This window comes from Chloroflexota bacterium, from assembly GCA_016219275.1.
Classification (GTDB): domain Bacteria; phylum Chloroflexota; class Anaerolineae; order UBA4142; family UBA4142; genus JACRBM01.
In genome coordinates this window covers 96,101-108,813 of sequence record JACRBM010000052.1, presented here as the reverse complement: position 1 = coordinate 108,813, position 12,713 = coordinate 96,101, and the positions used below count along the sequence as shown (strand labels likewise).

The 12,713-nt window shown below is 58.2% G+C and carries 9 protein-coding genes; all 9 read right to left on the bottom strand.

Features of this window, described 5'->3' with window-relative positions:
• Positions 1-13: 13 nt before the first annotated feature.
• On the bottom strand, positions 14-751 hold the full coding sequence (locus HY868_13600) for a DUF2807 domain-containing protein (GenBank protein MBI5303162.1): 738 nt from the start codon (positions 749-751) through the stop codon (positions 14-16).
• A gap of 115 nt (positions 752-866) precedes the next feature.
• Positions 867-1,727, bottom strand: coding sequence for a restriction endonuclease (locus tag HY868_13595; protein MBI5303161.1), 861 nt, complete (start codon positions 1,725-1,727; stop codon positions 867-869).
• Positions 1,728-1,810: 83 nt separating this feature from the next.
• On the bottom strand, positions 1,811-4,435 hold the full coding sequence (locus HY868_13590; protein MBI5303160.1) for an AAA family ATPase: 2,625 nt from the start codon (positions 4,433-4,435) through the stop codon (positions 1,811-1,813).
• A gap of 128 nt (positions 4,436-4,563) precedes the next feature.
• Positions 4,564-5,394: an NAD(P)-dependent oxidoreductase gene (locus HY868_13585; protein MBI5303159.1), complete on the bottom strand. Its 831-nt coding sequence runs from the start codon at positions 5,392-5,394 to the stop codon at positions 4,564-4,566.
• 110 nt (positions 5,395-5,504) lie between these two features.
• A complete protein-coding gene (gene rnc, locus HY868_13580; GenBank protein ID MBI5303158.1) occupies positions 5,505-6,245 on the bottom strand; it encodes a ribonuclease III in 741 nt (246 codons plus the stop codon).
• Between the two features lie 68 nt (positions 6,246-6,313).
• On the bottom strand, positions 6,314-7,573 hold the full coding sequence (gene fabF, locus HY868_13575; GenBank protein MBI5303157.1) for a beta-ketoacyl-ACP synthase II: 1,260 nt from the start codon (positions 7,571-7,573) through the stop codon (positions 6,314-6,316).
• 157 nt (positions 7,574-7,730) lie between these two features.
• Complete coding sequence (gene selD, locus HY868_13570; protein MBI5303156.1) at positions 7,731-8,705, bottom strand: selenide, water dikinase SelD; 975 nt, start codon at positions 8,703-8,705, stop codon at positions 7,731-7,733.
• Between the two features lie 86 nt (positions 8,706-8,791).
• Positions 8,792-9,280: a cyclic pyranopterin monophosphate synthase MoaC gene (gene moaC, locus HY868_13565; protein MBI5303155.1), complete on the bottom strand. Its 489-nt coding sequence runs from the start codon at positions 9,278-9,280 to the stop codon at positions 8,792-8,794.
• 171 nt (positions 9,281-9,451) lie between these two features.
• Positions 9,452-12,670 carry a carbamoyl-phosphate synthase large subunit gene (gene carB, locus HY868_13560; protein MBI5303154.1) on the bottom strand — a complete coding sequence of 1,073 codons (3,219 nt, stop codon included), beginning with the start codon at positions 12,668-12,670 and terminating at the stop codon, positions 9,452-9,454.
• Positions 12,671-12,713 lie beyond the last annotated feature (43 nt).

Sequence of the window (12,713 nt, the reverse complement as noted above, 5' to 3'; positions counted from 1 at the left end):
AGTCTCCCGCGTGTTATTTCCGCGTCGCGGATGATGCGCCGGTCGTTTGGCTTTTGCCGATGCTCGGTTTGCCCGAGTACGTCAGGTGCGACGCGCCGCTCGCATAATAATCCAATTTGCTTTGCGCGTTAATCGTTCCATTCGAGCCGCCGCTCAATTCAACGCTCGCACTTTCAATCGCGAAATTGGCAAGATTCAATTGACTTGCGCCGGATGCAATCAACGTCGTATTTTTTGCCGACCCGCTCAACGTGACGCTACTTGCGCCAGATGCCTCGATGCGCGCATTGCCGACTTCGATGTCGCCGGACAATTTGCTCGCGCCGCTGATGTTCGCATCGAAACTCTGCGCCGATTTGAATCCGCTGATCGCGCCAGTTGTCGCACCGCTCAGGTTCAATCGTTCGAGCGCGGGCAGAGTAATTTTTGCTTGCGATTCACGCGACATTTGGCGAACGGTGATATCGGGCGCGAAAAAGATGCGTAGAGCGTTGCCTTGCTTTTCGACGCGCAGATGATCGAACAGGTTGTCGTCGGTCGTGACCGAAACGCTAAAGGTGTCGGCGCGTGTAATTTCAACCTGAAACGCGTTGCCGACTTGTACCTCGGTGAAATCGTTGAACTGGAAATTCTTGGTCAGCAATTTGCCCGACCCGACGACTTGCGGTCGCGCGAGGTAATCGCCGACGGTGCTGCAAGCCGCAAGTGCCATCGTCAAGACGGCGATGATTGCAAGTGTAAAGGTTCGCATTTCTAATTCTCCTCTTCCGCTGGGTTGCAATGATATCTACGTGGAAGGGTAGATTAGGTTACCATTATTCGCGTGTGATTTTTGATTTGAATTGTGTTATTGTAGCTACTCCACTCTAAGCAAATTCCTCAAAAAATCGTCTATCCACCTCGAATATCTGCTTGGGTACAAGACCGAGTTCCAATTTCTCAAACATCGCAACGAGTTTTTCTGCGTCTACCAGCTCGATTGGTGGGACTCCTTCGCGTAATGCTTCTTTGCGTGCATCCGCGGTGAATCCACTGGTCGTAATAAAAATTCCCTTGTCTGTTCTACCTGCCATCGCGCCGCGGAGATCGCGAATTTGGGAAACAGTAACTAGGTTATTTGCCGCGTAACGCTTACTTTGGAAAACAGTTTGGATACTCAGGAGAGGATTGATTTGCAGAATGCCCTTGCCGTCAATGCCGCCATCTCCTGAGCGACCAGTGACTTCGACTTGCTGGAATCCGGCTTCGCGCAATAGTCTTTGGCAGAGTCGTTCAAATCCTGCCGGAGGTAGAGTCCGAATGATTTCAATTAACTCAGAGCGATAATCAATGGGTTGGGTTGGCACCGAATCTGATGGAGCGGATTGTTGGTCAAGGTCTTCATCTGATTTATCCGGCTCGCCTTCGAATTGTTTGTGGATTTCTCTGAAGAGTTTTTGAATTTCATTTTCTTTTATTTCAGCGGCAATTCCCTTTTCGGTTAAAGTCCAAACGCCGCGTTTGGATGAATCAATATAACCACCTTTCGAGAGGTAAAACTTTGCCCAGTTGACCTTGTTCTCAAAACGTGGTGTCCCGCTTTGCGTTTGTTCCTCAAGCTGTTCATCCGACAGTTTTTGTTTTCGTGCGATAATTTCGCGCACTTCGGAGGGAGTACCTGAATTACCCAGTTCTTTCAATGCTTCGATCACGTGGGGAAAATATTTAGCAAATTGTGGGCCAGGCATTTGATGCTCCTTTTGCTTTCGAAGATTCTCTCTGTTAATGCCATCCGACCTTGGCATACAACTTTCTGCTTTCCGCTTACTGGCTACTTCCCCGCTTCCGCTTTCTCCGTATCCAACCTTAACGAAATCGCTTGCGACACACCGTCGTCGCTCATCGTGATGCCGTACACCGCGTCCGCGCTCTCCATCGTCGTCCGGTTGTGCGTGACGACGATGAACTGGGTCTCGGAGGCGAGCGTGCGGAGTGCGTCGCGGAACCGTCCCACGTTCGCTTCGTCGAGCGCGGCATCCACTTCGTCGAGCACGCAGAACGGCGTCGGCGACACTTTGAGAATCGCGAACAACAACGCCGTCGCCGTCAGTGCGCGTTCGCCACCGGAGAGCATCGCAAGGTGCGCGGCGCGTTTGCCCGGCGGTTTCGCAATCACGTCAATGCCGGTCTGCGCGATATTTTCCGGGTCAGTCAGTTCCAGACGCGCGGCGCCGCCGTTGAACAAGAGCGTGAAGAATTTGGTGAACTCGACGTTGACCGCTTTGAACGTCTCTTCAAATTTGCGGCGCATGATTTCATCCAGTTCCGCAATCGCCTTGTTCAAACTTTCAATCGCGTGCGCCGCGTCCGCGGCTTGCTCGGTGAGAAAGGCGTGCCGCGCTTTTAATTCGTCGTACTCTTGCGGCGCGTTCGGATTCACTGTGCCCATGTACTTGATTTGATTCCGCAACTTGCGAATTTCTTTTTCGAGACCTTCGGGCACATGAGTGACAACGGGCAACGTGACAGTTTCATCGCCGAGGCGTAACGCAAGTTGTTGCGGCAAATCGGTGTTGAGCGCGATGACGCTTTCGCGCGGCGCGTCGCCGTTCTCGTCGCCGACCTTGATTTCGGTGACGATGCGCCCCGAAGCCAGGTCGTCCTCGATTTCGGTTTCGAGCCGCGCCACGTCCACGCGCGCGCGTTCCATTTCGAGCACCGCGCGATTGTGCGCCTCCTCAAATTCGGCGAGCCGCGCCCGCAACAGCGTTTCCTGCTCTTCGAGTTCCGCCTGCGCTTTTTCCGTTTGGGCAAGCCCGGTGTCTGCCGGCGCGACGCGCGCATCAATCTCGGCGAGTTGGCGCGTCGAGTCCTCCACGCGCGCGTGGGCTTGATCGCGTTGCAGCGTGAGCGAATCCACTTCGCGTGTGCGCGTATCCGCGCGTTGCTTTTTGCTGTGGATTTGCGCGTCGAGTTGGCGCACCGATTCGCGCGCCGAATTTTCCGCCGCGCGCGCCCCCGCGACATCGCGTTCGGCAATCGCGAGCGCGGCGCGCCATTCCGCCAGGCGCGCGCGCGCCGCTTCGACCGCGCTGGCGGCTTGGGCGCGTTTGATTTCGAACGAGGTGAGCATGTCCGCTTGCGCGCTCAACGACGCGGCGGTGCGTAAACCTTCCTCGAACACACCCAGGTTATCGCGCAGCGTCGCGAGTTTGCGCGCCAGTTCGCGAATCTGCGGCTCGTTCTCTTCAAGCAATGTTTCCGCGTGCGCGGCGCGGTGTTCCAACTCGCGCAATTCCTTTTCGCCATTCGCCAATTGTTCAGCGAGCGCGTTGCGTTCCTGTTCTTTCGTATGCCGCGCGGCAGACGCGTACTCGATTTTAGCAACCTGGGTCTGACGCGATTCGTTCAGCGCGGCAAGTTCGCTCGTGGCTTCATCGCGTTGCTGGGTCAGCAAGCGCAAGCGTTCATCGAGCACGGCGAGTTCCCGTTGGCGCGTGCCGTGCGCGTTTTCGAGCGCGGCGCGTTGGCGGCGACCTTCGGCGAGTTGCGCGCGCAATTCCTGGCTCTGACGCCGCAGTTGCGCGAGGCGCGCAGTGTTCGCTTGTACTTCGCCGCGGCGCGCGTGCAAAATGTCGCGGGCGTTCTTTTCGCGCGTTGCCATCTCTTGAATGACGCCTTGGGCGCGCGACCACTGGAACGCGTACCACGTGCGTAGTCGGTCGTCGAGCGATTGCACGACGCCGTCGTAGTTACGCGCGCGTTCGGCTTGCCGCGCAAGCGACGGCAGCCGCGGCGCGATTTCGTTGACGATGTCGTTGACGCGCACGAGGTTCTGTTGCGTCTCGGCGAGTTTGTCGAGCGCGTTGTTGCGCTTGCTCTGATACAGTCCGATGCCGGCGGCTTCTTCGAACAACGCGCGGCGTTCTTCGGGACGCAACGACAGTGCCTGGTCAACGAGACCTTGCCCGATAACCGCGTACGTGTTGCGCGCGAGTCCCCAGCGCGAAAGCAATTCGAGGATATCGCGCAGGCGCACGCGCGTGCCGTTCAGAAAATATTCGTTCTGCCCATCGCGAAACGCGCGTCGAGCAATCGTCACTTCGGATGGATTCGACCGCATCAATTCGAGCACGGCATCGAGACGTCCCGGTTTGTTTTCGCCCGTCGCGGCGAGTTCTTCTTTCCACGGATCCGGATTCTCGAATGTGAGCGAGACCTCTGCCATGCCGAGGCGCGCGCGCGAAGCGCTGCCAGTGAAAATCAAATCTTCGGTTTTCTTGACGCGCAGTTCGCTGAACGATTGTTCGCCCATTACCCAGCGGACCGCGTCGGCAACGTTCGATTTGCCCGAACCGTTCGGACCGACAATCGCGGTCACGCCCAGGTCGAATTCGAAATCGGTGCGATTGGCAAAGGTTTTGAAACCGTGCAGGTCAAGGTGTTTTAGAAACATGTGTTTTGAGATTAGAAATTGCAAGTTGGAAATTGGATGTTGGAATTTGGAGCAGTATACAACAAGAGAGGCAACGAATCAAAAACAGGGAAACGAATTAAAAACGGAGAAACGGAGAAACGGATTGTTCATTTGTTTGTTTGGGTGAGGACCTCATCTACACCGCGCAAGCGGATATTCAAGATTCGTTGCGCGAGCGAAATATCGAGCGCGCAATCGCGCGGGCGCGGTATGGGATGCGACGCGGAGAGCGCCGGCGCGAATTTCGGTTCGACGCGATACGCGCGCGCGAGCGCGATGCCGAAATCGTACCGACTCAACTTTTGCGCGCCGGCGAGGTTTAGTTTTCCCAGAAACCGGGTTTCTTTCTGTGCGAGTTCGACGAGCGCGTCCGCGAGGTCGTCCACAAAAATCGGACAACGATACTCGTCGGTGAACAAGCGCGGCATGTCGCCGTTCAACACTTGACGTGTGCGCGGATCCATGGGATCGAATCCGTAGATCAACGATGTGCGGACGATGATTGCGTCCGGAAATTCGGCGCGCACGATTTGTTCGGCTTGCGCTTTGGAGATCGCGTATGGAATGAGTGGCTGCGGTTCGGCGGATTCGTTGTACGGCGCTTGCTCGCCGTCGAAAATCACATCGGACGACAGGTGAATCAAGCGCGCGCCGATTTTATGCGTCGCGCGCGCGAGGTGGCGTGCCCCTTCGGTGTTCACCGCGAACATCGCGTCGCCGGTCATCCGCGCGGCAGTGTGAATCACCACATCGGGATGCGTTTCGGCGATGACGCGATTCACCGCATCCGCGTCGCGCACATCCAAATAAAACGCGGCGACGTTGCCTTGCTCGATCGGGTGCGAGACGTACGTCGCCGCGAGATGCCATTCTTTTGGTGCGCGTCGCAAGATGCTTGCGCCTAGATAACCACTGCCGCCAGTTACAAAAAGGTTCATGGTTTGTTAGTGCGATAGTGCGATAGTGGGGTTAGTGCGATAGTTTTAGGTCTCAAGCTCGACCATCGGACTAACGCACAATTGAACTATCGCACCATTGAACGATCCAACTATTCCACTTCGCCCTTCAGCGCAATCAATGCCGCGTGATCGGTGCGCGAAATTTCTTCCTGCAACGTTTCGAGCGCGACGCGCGCGGCTTCTTGTTCCGCGATTTGTTTGCTGCGTCCGCCGCCGCGTCCGTACTCGCGCTCCTTGATGATGACCGCGATGGTGAACTCTTTCGCGTGGTCGGGTCCGCGCGTTTCGACGAGACGATACAGGGGCGTCACTTGGAGTTTGCCCTGACTCAACTCTTGCAACATGCTTTTCGCGTCGCGGTCGAGCCGTTGATCGTGCGTGCGTTCGGCTTCGATGGGCAGAAAGCGCATCGCGAACGCGCGCGCCGCGTCCAAGCCCTGGTCGAGGTACAACGCGCCGATCAGCGCCTCGAATGCGCCGGCAAGCAGCGGCGCGCGCTCGCGTCCATGCGCCGCGTCTTCGCCGCGCGACATCAACAGATGCGGCGGCAGGTTCGCTTCGACCGCGTAACGCGCGAGCGTATCGCCTTTGACGAGCGCGGCGCGCAACGACGTCAACTCGCCTTCGCTCATTTCCGGAAAACGTTGGTACAAGAATTCGGCGGCGACGAAATCCAAGATCGCATCGCCGAGAAATTCGAGTCGCTCGTTGTCGAGGTACGGCAAGTCCGGATTCTCGTTGAGGTACGACCGATGCGTGAGGGCGCGCGTCAGGAGCGACTTGTCGCGAAACGCGATGTTGAGGATTGATTCAAGGTCAGTCGGGTTCATGTTTCGCAGGTAAACAGGTAAACAGGTAAACAGGTCTTGTCTACTTGTTTACCTGTTTCCATTTCTACTTATCCTTCGTATTTCTTGAAAAGCACAACCGCGTTGTGTCCGCCAAAGCCGAACGAGTTCGACATCACGACGTTCACGTTCGCTTGGCGCGCCTGGTTGGGCACATAGTCGAGATCGCATTTCGGATCCGGGAATTCATAATTGATCGTCGGATGAATCCAGCCGGTCTCGATGGTCTTGACGACCGCAATCGCTTCGACCGCGCCCGCCGCGCCGAGCAAGTGACCCAGCATAGATTTCGACGAACTGACCGGGATTTTGTACGCGCGTTCGCCGAACACGGTTTTGATCGCGGCAGTTTCCGCCGCGTCATTGAGCTGGGTCGAAGTGCCGTGCGCGTTGATGTAATCCACTTGGTCCGGTTCCAAGCCGGCTTTTTTCAAGGCGCGCCGGATCGCGCGCACCGCGCCGCTGCCATCCGCCGCTGGCGCGCTGATATGGAACGCGTCGTCGGTCGTCCCATAGCCGACCATCTCGGCGAGAATTTTCGCGCCGCGCTTTTTGGCGAACGCGAGTTCTTCCAGGATCATCACGCCGCCGCCGGAGCCGAACACAAAGCCATCGCGTTGCGCGTCGAACGGACGCGAAGCGCGAGTGGGATCGTCGTTGCGCGTGGACATGGCGCCGGTGCGATGAAACGCCGCCAAGCCAAAGCGCGTCAATTCCGATTCGACGCCGCCGGTGATCATCGCGTCCGCATCGCCGCGGCGAATGATTTCGAATGCCTCGCCCACCGCGTTGCCGCCGGTCGCGCACGCGGACGCGACCGAGAAATTCGGACCGCGCGCGCCAAAGGCAATCGCGACCTGACCGCCCGCCATGTTCGGAATCATGTACGGTCCGGTGAATGGGCTGACGCGCATCGGACCTTTTTCGACGAGCGTCGTGACGCCTTGCTCGATGATGGCGATGCCCCCGATGCCCGAACCAATCAACACGCCGATGTCGTGCGTGTTCGATTCGTCAATTGTCAGCCGGGCTTGCTTGATCGCTTGCGCGGTCCCGGCGACGGCAAACAAGAGAAAGGGATCCATCCGCCGCGCTTCTTTGCGATCAATGTACTCTGCGTACTCTTCGATGTTGAAACCAACAATCTCTGCCGCAATTTGCACGGCAAACCCGGTCGGATCGAAATTTTGGATGCGGCGAATCACCGAATTGCCGGCAAGTAAATTCGACCACATCGTTTCGACCGAATTGCCGAGCGGGGTCACGACCCCCATTCCAGTTACGACTACGCGCCGAGCGTTGTCCGACATTGGACGACTCCTTGTGAAGAGATGAGAGATGAAAAAAGAAAGCGAAAAAAACACTACATGCAATCCTGTCATTTCGACGAGCGAAGCGAGGAGAAATCTTTCTCGCGAGCCGAGATTTCTCGCTTCGCTCGAAATGACAGTGCATCGCATTAGAAAATCAGTCTACCACAATTCTTCGGTTATCGTTGGGTTCGTGCGCGATGCTTTCGCCGACGACCCAGTGCGCGACGCGCCGCGCGTCGAGCGAGCGAATCAACGTGTCGAGTTGAGTTGGCGACACCGCGATCAATAGTCCGCCGGACGTTTGCGGGTCGAAGAAAATTTCCGTCAAATCCTCTGCGAATTCGCGCGCGAAATGCACCTTGTCGTCGAGATACAAACGATTGCGTCCCGCGCCGCCGGGAATTTGTTTTTGCCGCGCGTACTCAAGTGCGCCGTCGAGCACCGGCAACGTGTCTGCGTGAAAACGCAGCGCGACGGACGATGCATCCGCGATTTCATACGCGTGTCCAAGCAAGCCATAGCCAGTGATGTCGGTCGCGCACTCCGCGCCCGCGTCGCGCATCGCTTGCGCCGCGCCGCGATTCAACTGCGTCATCCACGCAATCGCGTTTTGTAAATGCGCGTCGGACGCGACGCCGTTTTTGCCGGCGGTCGTGATCAAACCACTGCCGAGTGGTTTGGTCAGGACGAGCATATCGCCGACGCGCGCGCCGCCTTTACGCGTGATGTGATTGGGATGCACCGTGCCGGTGACGGATAGACCGAATTTTGGTTCGTCGTCGGTGATCGTGTGACCGCCGGCGATCACTGCGCCGGCTTCCGCGACCTTGTCCGCCGCGCCGCGCAAAATCTCGCTGAACAACTCAAGCGGCAATTCTTCGCGCCACGCCGCGATGTTGAGCGCGAGCAAGACCTCGCCGCCCATCGCGTACACGTCGCTCATCGCGTTCGCCGCGGCAATCGCACCGAACGCGTACGCATCGTCCACGACCGGCGGAAAGAAATCCATCGTTTGAATAATCGCGGTCGTGTCGTTGATGCGGTACACGGCGGCATCGTCCGGCTGACCCAGCCCGACGAGGAGATTCGGAAAATCTGCCGGTTTGAAAATAGTACTGAGTGGACGCACAACTTGCGCCAGTTCGGACGCGCCGAGTTTGGACGCTCAGCCCGCGCACATAGCGTAGGATGTGAGACGAATTTTTTTTGCTTCGGTCATTCTAATCGAATCTCGCCGGACTTGCCCCCGCGTTTTAACACCAAGCGCACGTCTTCGATTCGCATCGCGCGGTCAACGGCTTTTGCCATGTCGTAAATCGTCAGCGCGGCGGTCGTCACTGCGACGAGCGCCTCCATCTCGACGCCGGTCTTGCCGACGTTCTTCGCCGTGCCGATGATGCCGACGCGCGCGCGTTCGTTCGCGTTGCCTTCGGCGAGAATTTCGAAATCAACCGCGACATCGGTGAGGAGCAAGGGATGGCACATCGGGATGAGTTCGTGCGTGCGTTTCGCCGCGAGAATGCCCGCGACGCGCGCGACGGAAAATACTTCGCCCTTTTCGATTTTGCCGGCGCGAATCAACGCGAGCGTTTCGGCGCGCATCGTGATTTCACCTTTGGCAATCGCGGTGCGTTCCGTATCCGTCTTCGCGCTCACGTCCACCATTTGCGCGCGACCTTGTTCGTCGAGATGAGAGAGCGTCATTCTTTGCAGACTCCAGTGCGCGCCATTATACCCGACTCGTCGAATGTTTTCAAATACGCGCAAGTTTTCAAACCCCCACCCCAACCCTCCCCCGTTCGGCAAAGTGCGCCGAACAGGGGAGGAAGTTTTGTCCCCTCCCCTGTTTGCCCGGTTTTGGCAAACGGGGGAGGGTTAGGGTGAGGGTTTCGCGTGATGCGCTTGCAAACTTTTGACTTGCCAGTCTTTAGTATGCACCGCGCGAATCGCGCCGATGGCGGCGGCGGTTGCCGAGAGCGTTGTGAGCAATGGAATTTTATAGCGCACCGCCGCGCGGCGAATTTCTTCGCCGTCGCTGTGCGCTTGCCGACCGAGCGGTGTGTTCACGACGAGTTGAATTTCGCCGCGCGCCATCGCCTCGACGATGTGCGGCGAACCTTGCGACACTTTGTTGATCTCATCCACGCGCAAACCGACTTGCTGCAACCACTGCGCGGTACCTTGCGTACTCAATAAACGAAAACCCAGCCGTTCGAAATCGCGCGCGAGTTTCACGATCGCGCCCTTGTCGAAATTGTTGACGCTGATGAACACGGTACCGTCCGCCGGCAAACGCGCGCCTGCCGCCGATTCCGCTTTCGCAAACGCGTGACCGAAACTCGACGCGTGTCCCATCACTTCGCCGGTGCTCCGCATTTCGGGACCGAGCCGAATCGGTGCGCCTTCGAGTTTGTCGAACGGCAAGACGACTTCTTTGACGAAGAATCCATCCACGCGCGGCTCGTCGTGAAAGCCGATCTCGGCGAGTGTTTTGCCGGACGCGATTTGCGCGGCGATGCGCGCGAGCGGCACGCCCGCCGCTTTGCTGACGAACGGCACGGTGCGGCTTGAACGCGGATTCACTTCGAGGACGTACGCGATGTCGTCCTTGATCGCAAATTGCGCGTTCATCAAGCCGCGCACGCCGAGCGCGCGCGCGATGCGCGTGACGTAATCGCGCGTGATGTCGAGATGATACTGGGAAATTTTGAACGGCGGCAGAACACACGCGCTGTCGCCGGAATGCACGCCGGCTTCTTCGATGTGTTGCATGATGCCGCCGATGACGACCTGGGTTCCATCGCACACCGCGTCCACGTCCAACTCGAACGCGTCTTCGATGTAGCGATCAATCAGGATCGGATGATCGGGCGCGGCGGCGATTGCTTCGGCAATGCGCTCCGCGTGCGTGAGTTCCGATTCGTCGTACACGATTGCCATCGCGCGACCACCCAGGACGTACGACGGGCGCACGAGGAGTGGATAGCCGATGCGCGCGGCAACCGCGCGCGCTTGAGCAAGCGAATGCGCGATGCCGTTTTCCGGTTGCGGAATATCCAGCTCGCGCAACAACGCGCCAAACCGTTCGCGGTCTTCCGCGCGATCAATCGCGTCCGGCGACGTGCCCCATATCGGCACGCCGGCGCGCGCGAGTTTTTGCGCGAGACCGAGCGGCGTCTGTCCGCCGAATTGCACGAGCACGCCGTCCGGTTTTTCGACGCGAATTACTTGCATCACATGCTCGAACGTGAGCGGCTCAAAGTACAAGCGGTCGGCGGTGTCGTAATCGGTGCTAACCGTTTCGGGATTGCAGTTGAGCATGATCGTTTCGATATTCATCTCGCGCAGCGCAAGGCACGCGTGCACGCAACAATAATCGAACTCGATGCCCTGCCCGATGCGATTCGGTCCGCCGCCCAGGATCAACACTTTGCGGCGCGTCGTCGGCGCGGCTTCGTCTTGCGTGCCGCAGTACGTGCTGTACAGGTACGGCGTGAACGCTTCGAATTCCGCCGCGCACGTGTCCACGCGCTGATAGACCGGATGTATGTCCCAGGATTCGCGTTTCGCGTACACGTCGTTCTCGCTCGCGTTGAGCAAATCGGCAAGCGCGCGGTCGCTGAATCCTTCGCGTTTCGCGCGGCGCAACAAATCGGCCGGTAATGATTCGATGGAGTACTCGCACAGCGCGTTTTCGGTTTCGATGAGCGCGGCGAGTTGCGCGACGAACCAGGGATCAAAGCCGGTGGTAGACGCGATGGCTTCGATGGTCGCGTTATTTCGCAATGCATTCGCAATAGCAAAGACGCGATCGGGCAAGGGAGCAAGGGAGCGGGAGAGTGAGGGAGAATGGTCGCTTGCTCCCTTACTCAATCCGTAAACGCCAATCTCCAAACTGCACAATGCTTTTTGAAACGCCTCGCGGAAGGTTGCGCCGAGCGCCATCACCTCGCCGACCGATTTCATTTGCGGACCGAGCGTCGTATCCGACCCTGGGAATTTTTCGAATGCCCAGCGCGGAATTTTCACGACGACGTAATCGAGCGACGGCTCGAAACTCGCGGGCGTGACGCGCGTAATGTCGTTGCGAATTTCGTCGAGCGTGTAACCGACCGCGAGCAATGCCGCGATTTTCGCGATTGGAAACCCGGTCGCCTTTGATGCGAGCGCGGACGAGCGACTGACGCGCGGATTCATTTCGATGACGACAACGCGACCCGTCTGCGGATGAATCGCAAATTGCACGTTACTGCCGCCGGTCTCGACGCCGACCGCGCGCATCACGAGCCGCGCCATGTCGCGCAAACGTTGATACTCCCGGTCGGTTAGTGTCTGCGCCGGCGCAACGGTGATGCTGTCGCCCGTGTGCACGCCCATCGGGTCGAGATTCTCAATCGAACAGACGACGACGAAATTGTCCGCGCGGTCGCGCATCACTTCGAGTTCGAATTCTTTCCAACCCAGGACGGATTCTTCGATCAAAACCTGGGTCACCGGACTCGCGCGCAGACCGCGAGCGGCGACCTCGCGCAGATCGTTCGCATCGCGCGCGATGCCCGCACCCGATCCGCCGAGAGTGAACGAGGGACGCACCAAAACCGGGTAGCCGATTTTGTCGGCGAGCGCGAGCGCACCGTCCACCGAAATAACCACGTCGCTCGACGGCACATCCAGCCCAACCGCGCGCATCGCGGCTTTGAATTTCTGACGATCTTCGGCGAGGTCAATCGTCTCGCGCGACGCGCCGAGCAGTCGCACACCGTAGCGTTCCAAAATTCCTTGCTCCGCCAACGCGACCGCGAGATTCAACGCGGTCTGCCCGCCGACGGTCGGCAGGATCGCGTCCGGTTTTTCGAGCGCGATAATTTTTTCGATCACTTCCGGGACGAGCGGCTCGACGTAGGTCGCGTCGGCAAATTCCGGATCGGTCATGATCGTCGCGGGATTCGAGTTGACGAGGATGATGCGATAGCCCTCGCGGCGCAACACGCGACATGCCTGCGTCCCGGAGTAATCGAACTCGCACGCTTGCCCAATGACGATGGGACCCGCGCCAAGAATGAGAATGGAATGGATGTCAGTGTGTTTTGGCATAGTCAACAGTCCAGAGTAGACCGTCCACAGTAGACAGTAAAAA